The sequence below is a fragment of the Streptomyces sp. SM10 genome (genome assembly GCF_002910915.1).
In the GTDB taxonomy this organism is placed as follows: domain Bacteria; phylum Actinomycetota; class Actinomycetes; order Streptomycetales; family Streptomycetaceae; genus Streptomyces.
In genome coordinates this window covers 1-14,041 of record NZ_NEUF01000117.1, presented here as the reverse complement: position 1 = coordinate 14,041, position 14,041 = coordinate 1, and the positions used below count along the sequence as shown (strand labels likewise).

At 72.3% G+C, this 14,041-nt stretch carries 13 protein-coding genes; 11 read left to right on the top strand and 2 right to left on the bottom strand.

What is annotated here, in order from left to right:
- Together B9S57_RS18265 and mycP are read left to right on the top strand one after the other, a co-directional pair.
- On the top strand, positions 1-863 hold an 863-nt coding region (locus B9S57_RS18265; RefSeq protein WP_258036436.1), incomplete at its 5' end, for a hypothetical protein.
- The gene (gene mycP / locus B9S57_RS18260; protein ID WP_103516636.1) at positions 860-2,101 is read left to right on the top strand and encodes a type VII secretion-associated serine protease mycosin; all 1,242 of its coding nucleotides are present in this window, start codon (positions 860-862) and stop codon (positions 2,099-2,101) included. The genes B9S57_RS18265 and mycP, both read left to right, overlap by 4 nt.
- 51 nt (positions 2,102-2,152) lie before the next feature.
- Here the strand turns inward: mycP and B9S57_RS18255 are convergent, their stop codons facing one another.
- A complete protein-coding gene (locus tag B9S57_RS18255; protein WP_103516635.1) occupies positions 2,153-3,058 on the bottom strand; it encodes a serine hydrolase in 906 nt (301 codons plus the stop codon).
- Between the two features lie 86 nt (positions 3,059-3,144).
- Here B9S57_RS18255 and B9S57_RS18250 point away from each other — a divergent pair, with 86 nt between their 5' ends.
- Positions 3,145-3,921: an SseB family protein gene (locus B9S57_RS18250; protein WP_103516634.1), complete on the top strand. Its 777-nt coding sequence runs from the start codon at positions 3,145-3,147 to the stop codon at positions 3,919-3,921.
- Between the two features lie 56 nt (positions 3,922-3,977).
- Here B9S57_RS18250 and B9S57_RS18245 read toward each other — a convergent pair whose 3' ends face one another.
- Positions 3,978-4,343 (bottom strand): DUF1844 domain-containing protein, encoded by a 366-nt coding sequence (locus B9S57_RS18245; protein ID WP_103516633.1) that lies wholly within the window; start codon positions 4,341-4,343, stop codon positions 3,978-3,980.
- Positions 4,344-4,729: 386 nt separating this feature from the next.
- On the opposite strand from B9S57_RS18245, the gene infC reads away from it, so the two are divergent.
- From infC to B9S57_RS18200, 8 genes are all read left to right on the top strand, one after another.
- On the top strand, positions 4,730-5,404 hold the full coding sequence (gene infC, locus B9S57_RS18235; RefSeq protein ID WP_103516637.1) for a translation initiation factor IF-3: 675 nt from the start codon (positions 4,730-4,732) through the stop codon (positions 5,402-5,404).
- Positions 5,405-5,524: 120 nt separating this feature from the next.
- Positions 5,525-5,719 (top strand): 50S ribosomal protein L35, encoded by a 195-nt coding sequence (gene rpmI / locus B9S57_RS18230; protein ID WP_099176763.1) that lies wholly within the window; start codon positions 5,525-5,527, stop codon positions 5,717-5,719.
- Positions 5,720-5,833: 114 nt separating this feature from the next.
- Entirely contained in the window at positions 5,834-6,217 is a 384-nt protein-coding gene (gene rplT, locus B9S57_RS18225) for a 50S ribosomal protein L20 (RefSeq protein WP_003970214.1), read from the top strand.
- A gap of 161 nt (positions 6,218-6,378) precedes the next feature.
- On the top strand, positions 6,379-7,218 hold the full coding sequence (locus B9S57_RS18220; protein ID WP_103516632.1) for an RNA methyltransferase: 840 nt from the start codon (positions 6,379-6,381) through the stop codon (positions 7,216-7,218).
- Between the two features lie 142 nt (positions 7,219-7,360).
- Positions 7,361-8,515 (top strand): ATP-binding protein, encoded by a 1,155-nt coding sequence (locus tag B9S57_RS18215; protein ID WP_103516631.1) that lies wholly within the window; start codon positions 7,361-7,363, stop codon positions 8,513-8,515.
- A gap of 114 nt (positions 8,516-8,629) precedes the next feature.
- On the top strand, positions 8,630-9,757 hold the full coding sequence (gene pheS, locus B9S57_RS18210) for a phenylalanine--tRNA ligase subunit alpha (protein WP_103516630.1): 1,128 nt from the start codon (positions 8,630-8,632) through the stop codon (positions 9,755-9,757).
- On the top strand, positions 9,757-12,276 hold the full coding sequence (gene pheT, locus B9S57_RS18205; protein WP_103516629.1) for a phenylalanine--tRNA ligase subunit beta: 2,520 nt from the start codon (positions 9,757-9,759) through the stop codon (positions 12,274-12,276). Before pheS ends, pheT begins: the two co-directional genes overlap by 1 nt.
- Positions 12,277-12,330: 54 nt before the next feature.
- Entirely contained in the window at positions 12,331-14,025 is a 1,695-nt protein-coding gene (locus tag B9S57_RS18200; protein ID WP_103514838.1) for an ISAzo13 family transposase, read from the top strand.
- The last annotated feature ends 16 nt before the right edge of the window (positions 14,026-14,041 follow it).

The following is a 14,041-nucleotide window of genomic DNA, read 5'->3' as shown; positions in this document are numbered from 1 at the left end:
TGGACCTCACCCCGCGCCCCGGCGCGACCCCGGCCCCGCCCGGCGCCTCCTACACGTACGCCGAGACGCCCGCCGAGACCACCACCCGGCTGCGCCCCGTCACGGCGCACAGCCCCGTCAGGACCGTGGCGGCCGCCGCCTGTGCGGTGCTCGGCCTCGGGCTCATCGGCGGTGCCGTCACCGGCAGTTGGCTCACCGGCGACTCCGCGGCCGACCCGGGCGCGGACAGCGCGTACACCGTGAGCCGCTCGCTCTGGCACAGCGCGCCCGTCGACACCCTCTTCCCGCGCACCCTCAAGGGCGACGGCGCGGGCCCCGGAGCCACCGACCGGGTCTGGACCCGCGTCGCCGTCGCCGGTGACAGCGGCTGCGCGGCGGGCCTGGACCCGCTGCTGGTCAAGACGCTCCGGCCGGTCGGCTGCGAACGCCTGCTCCGTGCCACCTACACCGACGCCACCCGCACCAGCGTGACCACCGTCGGCATGGTCTTCACCGAGGCGGACGCCGAGGCGATGGGCGCGCTCAGCACGCGGTTCACCACCCAGAAGCTCTCCGAGCGCTCCGACCTGATGCCCCGCACCTACCCCGCCGACGACACCGTCGCCGCCGGTTTCGGCGACCGGCAGCGCGCCAGCTGGACGGTGCACGTCCTGACCGAGGTGCCCGTCGTCGTGTTCGCCGTCTCCGGCTTCGCGGACGGCCGGGCGGTCGCCGAGCCCGAGCCCGTGGCCGAGGCCATGGCCGCCGGTGCCTCCACGTCCGTCGCGCAGGCCGGACTCGGCCACGAGGCGAAGGGCGTCGCGGACCGGGTGGAACGCACCCTGCGCAGGACCGTCACCGACCTCACGGAGAAGCCGGAGTGACCCGCCCCCGCCGGCTCAGGGCGCTCGCCGCCGTGGCCACGGCCACCGCCTTCGCCCTGCTGCCCGCCGTACCCGCACACGCGGACGCCATCCGCGACCAGCAGTGGGGGCTCGAGGCCCTCCACACCGACACGGCCTGGCAGACCACGAAGGGCAAGGGCATCACCGTCGCGGTCCTCGACACCGGGGTCGACGACGACCACCCCGACCTGGCAGGCCAGGTGCTCCCGGGCAAGGACCTCATCGGGTTCGGCGCCGGACGCGGCGACCGCTCCTGGGCCCTTCACGGCACGGCGATGGCCGGGATCATCGCGGGGCGCGGCAACGGGCCCGGCCGCGAGGACGGTGTGCTCGGAGTCGCCCCGGAAGCGAAGATCCTTCCCGTACGCGTGATCCTCGAGTCGGGCGACGCGTCACGCGCCGAGGCCCGCGCGTCCCGCGGCACCGCGCTCGCCGACGGCATCCGCTGGGCGACCGACCAGGGCGCCGACGTCATCAACCTCTCCCTCGGCGACGACAGCGAGTCGGCGCACCCGGAACCCGGTGAGGACGCCGCCGTGCAGTACGCCCTCGGCAAGGGCGTCGCCGTCGTCGCCTCCGCGGGCAACAGCGGGGACAAGGGGGACAGGGTCTCCTACCCCGCCGCCTACCCCGGAGTGATCGCCGTCGCGGCCGTCGACAAGTACGGCACGCACGCCGCGTTCTCCACCCGCCGCTGGTACGCCACCGTCAGCGCGCCCGGCGTCGACATCGTCGTGGCCAACCCCGACCGGCACTACTACATCGAGTGGGGCACGTCCGCCGCCTCGGCGTTCGTCTCCGGGGCCGTGGCCCTCGTGCGCGCGGCGCACCCGGGGCTGACGCCCGCGCAGATCAAGACGCTGCTCGCGGACACCGCCCGCGACGCCCCCGACGGCGGCCGCGACGACGCCCGGGGCTACGGCCTGGTCGACCCCGCCGCCGCGATCGAGGCCGGGGCGAAGCTGCGTCCCGCGGACCTGGCCGCGCGGGCCGCCGCGGCCGGTCACCACACGGAGTACTTCGGCTCGGGCCCCACCCGGCAGGGGGACGACGGGGACCCGGCCGGCTGGCTGGCCCCCGCGGCGGGCGGTCTCGGCGCCGTGCTCCTGGCCCTGGCCGTGGTGCTGTGGCGCGGAAGGAACACCGTCGGCCGGTACCCGCGCGGCGGAAATCCGGCCGCCGCGTACCCCCCGCTCCCCGGCGGCCCCCTCCGCTGAGCGGACCTGCGCACCGCCGTCCGGACCCGCCCCCGCGCCGCACGCCACGCCTCAGTCCGGATCGCCCACCGCGCCCGTCACGGCGGCCGCAGCCTTCGCGGCGGACTCCACGAGGGTGATCCCCGCCTCCTTCGTGGCGTGCCCGCGCGACAGCACCGCCACCAGAAGGGTGTGCCCGCCGCTCTCCACCGAGCCGATGCTGTTGATGTCCCACAGACCCGTCGTGGTCCGGGGCATCCAGCCGTTCTTCAGCACCGCGGAGGAGCCGGCCGCCGACACCCCCCAGCGCTGGTCCGCCTCGACCTGGCCCATCAGCCCCGTCAGATACGCCCGGGAGTCCGCCGACAGCTCCGAGTCCGTACCGCACACCGCCTGGAGCAGCCGTACCTGGTCGGAGGCCGTGGTCTGGGTCAGTCCCCACGCGTGGGCGGCCTTCGTCGAGGTCAGACCCAGCCGTTCGTTGGCCGCGTCGAGCCGCTCCTCCCCGCCGATCACCTCGAGCAGCCGGGTGGCCGAGGCGTTGTCGCTGCGCCGGATCATGGCCTCCGCGTACGTGTGCTCGGCGGCGGTCAGCTCCCGGCCCTCGTCCTGCGTGAGCAGCAGCAGGGCCGCCAGGATGTCCACCTTGACGACGCTGGCGGTGTCGAAGGTTCCGTCGCCGTACGCGGCGGTCGCGCCGCTCTCCGTGTCCAGCACGGCCACCGACATGTCCGCGCCGTCGGCCAGGGGGGCCAGCGCGCCGGCCAGCTCCGCGTCGAGATCCACCTCGGGCTCCTCGCTCGGGACCGCCGCGGCGGGCGGGCTCGACGCGGACGATACGGCGGCCACGGCCGCCTGCGCGTCATCCGGCGAACGAACCACCAGATACGCACCTCCCGCGGCGGAACCGGCCAGCAGCACGGCAACGGCGGTCACCAGGGCGGACAGCTCGGGTCTGCGCGTTCTGTGACGGGGCATGGGCCGGACGTTAGGGAGCCCACCTGGCAGCAGCCTGTGCCCGACCTGTCGCCCAGGTGAGAGAGGCGACCCACTACGCTCGTCGTGTGGCGCTCAAGAACATCCCGGACTCCGGTTTCTCCGACGACGACGGCACGGCCTCGCCCGAGCTGACGGCGGCCCTCGCGGCATGGGCCGACGACCGTACGGCCGTCGGCCCTGTCCTCGCGGCGCTCCGCGACGCCCGGCTGCTCGTGCCGGTCGTCGCGGTCCTGGGCGAGGTGGAGGAGGACGACGAGGCGGAGCGCGATGTTCCCGGGAAGGGTGCTGGCGGGCGACGGGGGGGCGGGCTGCGCCGGGAGAAGACCAGCGACATGGCGGTCCCGACCCTCCAGGCCGGCGACCGGCGCGCGCTGCCCGCCTTCACCTCCACCGCCTCGCTGGCCCGCTGGGACCCGGAGGCGCGCCCCGTCGCCGTACCCCTGCACCAGGCCCTGCAGGCGGCCGCGCACGAGAAGGCGGACACGGTGGTGCTGGACCTGGCGGGCCCCGTCGCCTTCGAGCTGACCGGCCCGGCCCTGCTGGCCCTGGCCGAGAACCGTGCGAGCGCGGATCCGCTCGACGACCCCGCCGTCGTCGCCGCGGTGAGGGAGGCGGTCGCCGCCGAACCCGCGGTCCTGCGGGCCCACCTCGGCCCCGGCCGGGCCGACGGCACCCTCGCCCTCCTCCTCGCCCCGGACGCCGTGGTGGCCGAAGTCGCCCGCCGGGTCGCCGACGCCCTCTCCGCCAGCGAGGTGCTGCGCGCCCGTCTGGTGCGGGGCATCGACCTGGCGCTCCTGCCGGCCGGCGCCGAGCCCCCGGGCGACCCGCTGTTCAGCCGCTGACGCACGCGAGCCCGCCGCCTGGGGCAGGCGACGGGCTCCGGGAGGGCGCGGGGCGGCTAGCCGTAGACAGGACCGGTGTACTTCTCGCCGGGGCCCCGGCCGGGCTCGTCCGGGACGAGCGAGGCCTCGCGGAAGGCCAGCTGGAGCGACTTCAGGCCGTCGCGCAGGGGCGAGGCGTGGAAGGTGCTGATCTCGGTGGCGCTCGCGTCGAGCAGCCCCGCCAGCGCCTGGACGAGCTTGCGGGCCTCGTCCAGGTCCTTGTGCTGCTCGCCCTCCTCGGTCAGGCCGAGCTTCACGGCTGCCGCGCTCATCAGGTTGACGGCGACGGTCACGATCACCTCGACCGCGGGAACCTCCGCGATGTCACGGGCCATGTCGTCGAAGCCGGGGTTCTCGGTGCTGGGGGTGGTCGCGTCGCTCATGCCCCACACGATAAGGCCACGCGGACACGGCCCCGCCTGCGGGAGCCGTCAGGACGGCGGGTTAGCCGTTGCCCCGGGGAGCTGCTAACCTTGTGTAACGACCGGCCGGACACCTATGTGACCGGCCCACAAGTGGAGGCTCCGATCTCCCACCTGACCGTCCTCCGGGACGGCGGGTCACCGGTCAGGTGGCAACCATCGTTCCGTACGGACGATGGGGCCGCCCGATAGCGCCCCGCGGTTGCACGCGGCGGTGTTCCGGTAGTTCCTGGAGCCCCGCCTGTGTCCCGTCCGGGGTTTTTTGGTTTTCCCGGCTCGGTTGGTCTCACAGAAGACGTTACGCGGCTGTCCGCCAGGCGGTCGCGTGGTGCTACCGAGGAGGATCCATCAGCGCCGAGCCCCGCATCAACGACCGGATTCGCGTTCCCGAGGTGCGACTTGTCGGTCCCAGCGGCGAGCAGGTCGGGATTGTTCCGCTTGCCAAGGCCCTGGAGCTCGCACAGGAGTACGACCTCGACCTGGTCGAGGTGGCGGCGACAGCCCGTCCCCCCGTGTGCAAGCTCATGGACTACGGGAAGTTCAAGTACGAGTCGGCCATGAAGGCCCGTGAGGCGCGCAAGAACCAGGCGCACACGGTCATCAAGGAAATGAAGCTCCGGCCGAAGATCGACCCGCACGACTACGACACCAAGAAGGGTCACGTCGTCCGGTTCCTCAAGCAGGGGGACAAGGTCAAGATCACGATCATGTTCCGTGGCCGTGAGCAGTCCCGCCCCGAGCTGGGCTTCCGACTGCTCCAGCGTCTCGCTTCGGATGTCGAGGACCTTGGGTTCATCGAGTCCAACCCGAAGCAGGACGGCCGGAACATGATCATGGTTCTGGGCCCGCACAAGAAGAAGACCGAAGCCATGGCCGAAGCCCGCGAGGCCCAGGCCGCCCGTAAGGCGGAGCGTCAGGGGTACACCCCGGACGCCGAGTCCGAGGGTGAGACCGCTGAGGCCCCGGCCGCAGCGGCCGAGGCTCCGGCTGAGACACCGGCCGAGACACCTTCCGAGGCGTGACCTCCGGGGGCAGCCACCCAGGCGCCCCCGGGTCCCTCGGAAACCACCCAGAGATCTGACGCCCCTGCAGTCCGGTGCCCGCACCGAGAGGGGCGCCACTGACGAGGAGATAACGGCGCTATGCCGAAGAACAAGACGCACAGCGGTGCCAGCAAGCGCTTCAAGATCACCGGCTCCGGCAAGGTGCTGCGCGAGAAGGCGGGCAAGCGCCACCTGCTCGAGCACAAGTCGTCCAAGAAGACCCGCTCGCTGACCGGCACGGTCGTCGTGGCTCCGGCCGACGCCAAGAAGGTCAAGAAGCTTCTCGGCAAGTGAGGCGCCGTCTCCGGTGAACCCGGAGACGCCCTCGATCCGACCGGGACCAATTCGTTTCCGGGTCGGGTGAGTCTGACTAATGCGACCACCCGCCCCCGCTGCAAGGAGTCAAAAGTGGCACGCGTCAAGCGGGCAGTAAACGCCCACAAGAAGCGCCGGGCGATCCTCGAGGCCGCCAGCGGTTACCGCGGTCAGCGTTCGCGCCTGTACCGCAAGGCCAAGGAGCAGGTCACCCACTCCCTGGTCTACAACTACAACGACCGCAAGAAGCGCAAGGGCGACTTCCGTCAGCTCTGGATCCAGCGCATCAACGCGGCCGCCCGCCAGAACGGCATGACGTACAACCGCCTCATCCAGGGTCTGAAGGCCGCCAACATCGAGGTGGACCGCAAGATCCTGGCCGAGCTCGCGGTCAACGACGCCAACGCGTTCGCCGCCCTCGTCGAGGTCGCCCAGAAGGCCCTCCCGAGTGACGTCAACGCCCCGAAGGCCGCCTGATCCAGGCAGGACCTCGGCGTCCCAGCGTTCCGAGCCGGACCCGCAGGCGTGTGCCGTCTGCGGGTCCGGTGCGTTGCGCGACGTGTCGCGTACGTAGTCAGCCGTACGCAGAGAAACGTACGCAGAGAAGCCGACATACGCAGAGAGGCTCGCCGCCGACCATGGGCACCCCCGAACTGATCTCCGCGCGATCGCCGCGAATCGCCGCCGCACGCAGGCTGGCCAGGCGTAACTTCCGCGGCAAGGAGCGCAGGTTCATCGCCGAGGGGCCGCAGGCCGTGCGGGAGGCCGCCGCCCACCGGGGCGGCGACGGCGAGCCCACACTGACCGAGCTCTTCGCCACCGTCGAGGCCGCCGACCGGTACGCCGACATCATCGACGCAGCCCGCGCCGCGGGTGCCCGCGTGCACCTCGCCGACAGCGACGCGCTCGCCGACGTCTCGCAGACGGTCACCCCCCAGGGGCTGATCGGCGTCTGCCGCTTCCTCGACTCGCCCTTCGAGGACATCCTCGCGGCGAAGCCCACCCTGGTCGCCGTCCTCGCCCACGTGCGCGACCCCGGCAACGCGGGCACGGTCCTGCGCTGCGCGGACGCCGCGGGTGCCGACGCGGTCGTGCTCACCGACGCCTCCGTGGACCTCTACAACCCCAAGTCCGTCCGCGCCTCCGTCGGCTCGCTCTTCCACCTGCCGGTGGCCGTGGGCGTGCCCGTCGAGCAGGCCGTGCGGGGCCTCCGGGACGCCGGTGTACGCATCCTGGCGGCCGACGGAGCGGGCGAGCACGACCTCGACGACGAGCTCGACGCGGGCACCATGGGCGGCCCCACCGCCTGGGTGTTCGGCAACGAGGCATGGGGCCTGCCCGAGGAGACGAGGGCCCTGGCCGACGCCGTGGTCCGCGTCCCGATCCACGGCAGGGCCGAGAGCCTCAACCTCGCGACCGCCGCCGCCGTGTGCCTCTACGCCTCCGCGCGGGCCCAGCGCCCCTCGCGCGCCGGCTGATCCCCCGCCGGCGCACCACCGACCGATACGGGCCACACCCCGCCGGTGGCGGCCCCCGAGGGTGTCGCCCGGCCGCTGACGCCTAGTAGGGTGACGAACTCACGGGCCCACTGCACCGGTTCGAGAGGTGGGGTACGGGAAGATGGCAGTCGGCATGAGCAGGCCGCGAGCGACACACACGGCCGCCGTGCGTCCCCTCCCCGACGGGGCCGGCGGAAGCCGGACCGCCGGCGATCCGGCCACGTGCATCGCCCCGGACGACCTGCCCGACGGCCTGGTCGTCGCCGACGAGAACGGCAAGGTCGTCTGCTTCAACGCGGCTGCCGCCCGGATCACCGCCACACCTGCCGCCGATGCCCTCGGCCGCCCCCTGGACCAGGCACTGCCCCTCGAGGACCTCAAGGGACGACGCTGGTGGGACCTGACCGATCCGTACGGCGGGCTCGCCATCCGGGTCGGCCAGCCCGAGCAGAACCTGCTGCTCCCCGGTGGCCGCGAGGTCCTCGTCTCCGCCCGCTACGTGCGCGAGGTCCCCACCGGCCCGGTCCGGCGGCTCGTCGTCTCGCTGCGCGGCACCGAGGCCCGGCGCCGCACCGAGCTCAGCCACGCCGAGCTGATCGCCACCGTCGCCCATGAGCTGCGCTCCCCGCTGACCTCGGTCAAGGGTTTCACCGCGACGCTGCTGGCGAAGTGGGAGCGGTTCACCGACGACCAGAAGCGGCTGATGCTCGAGACCGTCGACGCGGACGCCAACCGCGTCACCCGACTCATCGCCGAGCTGCTCGACATCTCCCGCATCGACTCGGGCCGGCTCGAGCTGCGCCGCCAGCCCGTGGACGTCTCCGCCGCCGTCGAGCGCCACGTCCAGGCCCACATCGCGAACGGCCAGGCGCCCGACCGCTTCCTCGTCCACACCCGGCAGCCGCTGCCCGCACTCTGGGCGGACCCGGACAAGGTCGACCAGGTCCTCGGCAACCTCCTCGAAAACGCGGTGCGCCACGGCGAGGGAACCGTCACCATTGGGATCGCCCCTGCGCCCGCACCGGGCAAGAGCGACGAGAGCGGAACGGCAGTCACCGTGAGCGACGAAGGCCCCGGCATCCCCGAGGAGTCGATGGGCCGCGTCTTCACCCGCTTCTGGCGGGGGAGCAAGCGCGGCGGCACCGGCCTGGGCCTCTACATCGTCAAGGGCATCGTCGAGGCCCACGGCGGCACCATCACGGTGGACCGCGCCCCCGGCGGCGGCGCGGAATTCCGGTTTATCCTGCCCGTGAGCGCGCCGGCCTATCTGGCTTGAGCGGCCCACGGGCTTCTTCGCCCCCCGGCGGCCCGTAGACTCGACTTTTGGCACCTTTGCGTCCTCAGTCGTCGAACCAGGGTCGCCTCCAGCCAATCGGAAGCACGGGAAGAGATGTCGGCACCGAACAAGTCGTACGACCCAGTCGAGGTCGAGGCACTGAAACCGGAAGAGATCGAGCGCCTGCGGGACGAGGCGTTCGCCGCCTTCGCCGCCGCGGGTGACCTCGACGCGCTCGCCCAGGCGAAGACCGCGCACACCGGTGGCACCTCGCCCCTTTCGCTCGCCAACCGGGAGATCGGCGCGCTGCCGCCGCAGGCCAAGGCCGAGGCGGGCAAGCGCGTGGGCCAGGCCCGCGGCGCCGTCTCCAAGGCACTGGCCGCCCGCCAGGCCGAGCTGGAGGCCGAGCGTGACGCCCGGGTGCTGGTCGAGGAGGCCGTGGACGTCACGCTGCCCTACGACCGCACCCCGGCCGGTGCGCGCCACCCCCTGACGACCATCATGGAGCGCGTCGCCGACGTCTTCGTCGCCATGGGCTACGAGATCGCCGAGGGCCCCGAGGTCGAGGCGGAGTGGTTCAACTTCGACGCCCTGAACTTCGTGCCCGACCACCCCGCCCGGCAGATGCAGGACACCTTCTTCGTCCAGGGCGCCGACGGTGCCAAGGGCGACGAGTCCGGTGTCGTGCTGCGTACGCACACCTCGCCTGTCCAGGCCCGGTCGCTGCTCAGCCGCAAGCCCCCCGTCTACGTGGTCTGCCCCGGCCGGGTCTACCGCACGGACGAGCTCGACGCGACGCACACCCCGGTCTTCCACCAGATCGAGCTGCTCGCCGTCGACGAGGGCCTCACCATGGCCGACCTCAAGGGCACCCTCGACCACATGGTCCAGGCGCTCTTCGGCCCGGACATGAAGACCCGGCTGCGGCCGAACTTCTTCCCGTTCACCGAGCCGTCCGCCGAGATGGACATGGTCTGCTACGTCTGCCGCGGCGAGTCCGTCGGCAACCCGGACCGCCCCTGCCGCACCTGCGGCAGCGAGGGATGGATCGAGCTCGGCGGCTGCGGCATGGTCAACCCCAAGGTGCTCGTCGCCTGCGGCGTGGACCCCGAGAAGTACAGCGGATTCGCCTTCGGGTTCGGCATCGAGCGGATGCTGATGTTCCGCCACAACGTCGAAGACATGCGAGACATGGTCGAGGGTGACGTCCGGTTCACCCGGCCGTTCGGGATGGAGATCTGATGCGCGTCCCGCTTTCCTGGCTGCGGGAATACGTCGACCTGCCGGCGACGGAGACCGGCCGCGACGTGCAGGCCAAGCTCGTCTCCGTAGGCCTCGAGGTCGAGACCGTCGAGCAGACCGGCGCCGGCCTCAAGGGCCCCCTGGTCGTCGGACAGGTCCTGACCATCGAGGAGCTGGAGGGCTTCAAGAAGCCCATCCGCTTCTGCACCGTCGACGTCGGCACCGCCAACGGCACCGGCGCACCGCAGGAGATCGTCTGCGGTGCCCGCAACTTCTCCGTCGGCGACAAGGTCGTCGTGGTGCTCCCGGGCGCGGTGCTGCCCGGTGACTTCGCGATCGCCGCGCGCAAGACGTACGGCAAGACCTCGCACGGCATGATCTGCTCCACCGACGAGCTCGGCACGGGCGACACCTCTGGCCACGCAGGCGCGGGCATCCTCGTGCTGCCGCCGGAGTACGAGCCCGGCACCGACGCGATCGAGCTCCTCGAGCTCGTCGACGAGGTCCTGGACATCGCCGTCACGCCGGACCGCGGCTACTGCCTCTCGATGCGCGGGGTCGCCCGCGAGCTCGCCATCGCGTACGGGCTGCCGCTGCGCGACCCGGCGCTCCTGGACGTGCCCCCGCCCAATGCGCACGGCTACCCGGTGAAGGTGTCCGACCCGATCGGATGCGGCAACTTCACCGCGCGCACGGTCACCGGTCTGCGTCCCGAGGCGCGTTCCCCGATCTGGATGCAGCGCAGGCTGCAGAAGGCCGGGATGCGCACGGTCTCGCTCGCCGTCGACATCACCAACTACGTGATGCTCGAGCTCGGCCAGCCGCTCCACGCCTACGACCGCACCCGGGTCGCGGGAGCGATCGGTGTCCGCCGCGCCGAGCAGGGCGAGAAGCTCACCACGCTCGACGGCACCAAGCGGGTCCTGGACGCCCAGGACCTGGTCATCACGGACGACCGCGGGCCGATCGGCCTCGCCGGCGTCATGGGCGGCGCGGACACGGAGATCGCCGACACGGCCGAGGGGGCCGGGACCACCGAGGTCGTCATCGAGGCCGCGCACTTCGACCCGATCGCCATCGCCCGGACCGCACGCCGCCACAAGCTGAGCTCCGAGGCGTCCAAGCGCTTCGAGCGCGGCGTCGACCCGCAGGCCGCCGCCGCTGCCGCGCAGCGCACGGTGGACCTGCTGGTCCTCCTGGCGGGCGGCACCGCCGAGGCGGGCGTCACGGAGATCACCGCCCCGTCGGCGCCCCGTTCCATCGCGATGCCCGCGAACCACCCCGACCGGGTGGCCGGGGTCGCGTACGGCCGTGAGACCGTCGTGCGCCGCCTCCAGCAGGTCGGCTGCGACGTCTACGGGCAGGACGAGCTGATCGTCACCGTGCCGTCCTGGCGGCCCGACCTCGCCGAGCCGAACGACCTCGCGGAAGAGGTCATCCGGCTGGAGGGGTACGAGAACCTCCCGTCCACCCTGCCGACGCCGCCGTCCGGACGCGGGCTCACCGACCGCCAGCGGCTGTACCGTCGCGTCGGCCGTGCCCTGGCCGGATCCGGTTACGTCGAGGCGCTCAGCTACCCGTTCATCGGCGACACCGTCCTCGACCAGCTCGGCCTGGAGAAGGACGACGCCCGCCGCCGTACGGTCACCCTCGTCAACCCGCTCTCCGACGAGGAGCCGGCGCTGCGCACCACGCTGCTGCCGGGTCTGCTCGGCGCACTGCGGCGCAACGACGGCCGGGGCAGCCACGACCTGGCGCTCTTCGAGACCGGGCTGGTCTTCAGGCCGACCGGCGAGGAGACCAAGGCCGTACGGCTGCCCGTCGACCGCCGTCCCACCGACGAGGAGATCGCCGGGCTGGACGCGGCGCTCCCGCGTCAGCCGCGCCACGCCGCCGTCGTCCTCGCGGGCGCCCGCGAGCAGGCCGGCTGGTGGGGCAAGGGACGCCCCGCGGGCTGGGCGGACGCCGTCGAGGCGGCCCGCACGATCGCGGCCGAGGCCGGCGTCGAGGTGACGGTCCGTGCCGACCGGCACGCGCCCTGGCACCCCGGCCGCTGCGCGGCGCTGTACGTCACGGTGGCCGGTGAGGAGACCCTCTTCGGCCACGCGGGCGAACTGCACCCGCGGGTCGTCAAGGAGCTCCACCTGCCCGAGCGGACCTGCGCCATGGAGGTCGAGCTCGACGTCCTGGAGCAGGCCGTCGACGGCGCGCTCCAGGCGCCCCGGATCTCCACCTTCCCGGTGGCGACCCAGGACGTCGCGCTCGTCGTGGCCTCCGGCGTGCCCGCCGACGCGGTGGAGAAGGCGCTCCGCGAAGGCGCCGGTGACCTCCTCGAATCGCTGCGGCTCTTCGACGTCTTCACCGGCGAGCAGATCGGCGAGGGCAACAAGTCCCTGGCGTACGCGCTGCGGTTCCGCGCCCCGGACCGCACGCTCACCGTGGAGGAGGCCTCCGCGGCCCGTGACACCGCGGTCGCCCTGGCCGCCGAGCGCACCGGTGCGGTGCTGCGCGGCGCGTAAGGGCCTGCCGGGAAACAAGCCGTCGCTTCCGGGATTGTGGCTCGTTGTTGTGGTATGGGGAGATCGGAGGGGATCGAGACCGGGCTGGCGGCGAAGTTTCAGGCGCTGTTCCCGCACTTGGACGAGCGTCAGCGGCGACTGACCATAGGAGCGGAGGCACGCTCGCTGGGGCATGGCGGGATCAGGCTCGTCGCTCGCGCGGCGGGGGTGCGTGAGGGCACCGTTTCACGCGGGGCTGCTGAACTTGAGTCCGGTGACGTGCTGTTGGGACGGGTCCGCCGGGTGGGCGGGGGCCGCAAACGGGCGGTGGACCTGAATCCGGGGCTGCGGCCCGCGCTGCTGGCTTTGGTGGAGCCGAATGTGCGTGGGGATCCGATGTCACCGCTGCGGTGGACGGTGAAGTCGACGCGGCAGTTGTCCGCCGAGCTGGTCCGGCAGGGCCATCGGGTCTCGGCGGACACGGTGGCGGCGGTGCTGCGCGAGGAGGGCTTCAGCCTCCAGGGCAACGCCAAGACCACCGAAGGCAAGCAGCACCCGGACCGGGACGGACAGTTCCGCTATATCAACGACCAGGCCAAGGAGTTCCAGGCAGCAGGCGACCCCGTGATCAGCGTGGACACCAAGAAGAAGGAGCTGGTGGGCAACTACAAGAACGGCGGGCGCGAGTGGCATCGCAAGGGGGAACCGGTCCGGGTCCGTACTCACGACTTTCCCGACGCCGATCTGGGCAAGGCGATCCCGTACGGAATCTACGACCTGGCCGAGGATGCCGGCTGGGTCAACGTCGGCACCGATCACGACACCGCAGCGTTCGCCGTCGCCTCCATCCGCCGCTGGTGGCATGCGGCCGGACATGCCGCCTACCCGCACTCCGGACGCCTGCTGATCACCGCGGACGCAGGCGGTTCCAACGGACACCGGACCCGCGCCTGGAAGTTCGAGCTGGCCGCCCTGGCCCTCGAGACCGGCCTGGAGATCAGCGTGTCTCACTTTCCTCCAGGTACTTCAAAATGGAACAAAATTGAGCACCGGCTGTTCTCCCACATCACGATGAACTGGCGAGGCAGGCCGCTGACCAGCCATGACGTCATCGTCAACAGCATCGCCGCGACCACCACCCGCACCGGCCTCGCCATCCGGGCCGAGCTCGACACTGCCCTCTATGAGACCGGATTGAGGGTCAGCGACGGGCAGATGACCGCCTTGCCGCTGAACCGCCACGACTGGCATGGCGACTGGAACTACACCCTGCGTCCCGAGGAGCACCGTCGGGATGGAATCCCTCCCGTACTGCCTCAGCTCCAGCCCGGCCCCGGCCGCGCCTGGCTGGTCCACCCGGCCCTGACCGGCATGGACGACGAACGATGGGGCCAGCTCATCGGTGAGCTGGCGGCGGCCCGCACGGCCCAGCGGGAAGACGACCTACACCAGCGGCGCGGCGGCGACCGGCAGAAGACTCCCGCCGCCGGCCTCTACACCGGCCGGCGCCCGGGCCTCACTCTCGTCGACCGGCTCCTGGCCACCCTCCTCTACGAGAGGCTCGGGCTTCCCCAGGTCGCCATCGCCCGCCTCTTCGCGGTCGCGCCCCAGACCATCAACCGGCGCATCCGCAAGACCCACCAACTCCTCGACGAGATCGGGCACATCAACGCCCCGGCCGAGCACCGCCTCGCCACCCTGGACGACCTCGCAGACCTCGCCACACAGCTCGGAATCACCCCGCCACCGGAGATCAAGACGGCGAGTTGATAATCGGCAGGCCCTA

Excerpts from the sequence above, each read along its gene's own strand:
- B9S57_RS18255 (WP_103516635.1), bottom strand. The coding sequence starts at position 3,058 with ATGCCCCGTCACAGAACGCGCAGACCCGAGCTGTCCGCCCTGGTGACC.
- B9S57_RS18245 (WP_103516633.1), bottom strand. The coding sequence starts at position 4,343 with ATGAGCGACGCGACCACCCCCAGCACCGAGAACCCCGGCTTCGACGAC.
- rpmI (WP_099176763.1), top strand. The coding sequence starts at position 5,525 with ATGCCGAAGAACAAGACGCACAGCGGTGCCAGCAAGCGCTTCAAGATC.
- B9S57_RS18200 (WP_103514838.1), top strand. The coding sequence starts at position 12,331 with ATGGGGAGATCGGAGGGGATCGAGACCGGGCTGGCGGCGAAGTTTCAG.
- pheS (WP_103516630.1), top strand. The coding sequence starts at position 8,630 with ATGTCGGCACCGAACAAGTCGTACGACCCAGTCGAGGTCGAGGCACTG.
- B9S57_RS18220 (WP_103516632.1), top strand. The coding sequence starts at position 6,379 with ATGGGCACCCCCGAACTGATCTCCGCGCGATCGCCGCGAATCGCCGCC.
- pheT (WP_103516629.1), top strand. The coding sequence starts at position 9,757 with ATGCGCGTCCCGCTTTCCTGGCTGCGGGAATACGTCGACCTGCCGGCG.
- B9S57_RS18215 (WP_103516631.1), top strand. The coding sequence starts at position 7,361 with ATGGCAGTCGGCATGAGCAGGCCGCGAGCGACACACACGGCCGCCGTG.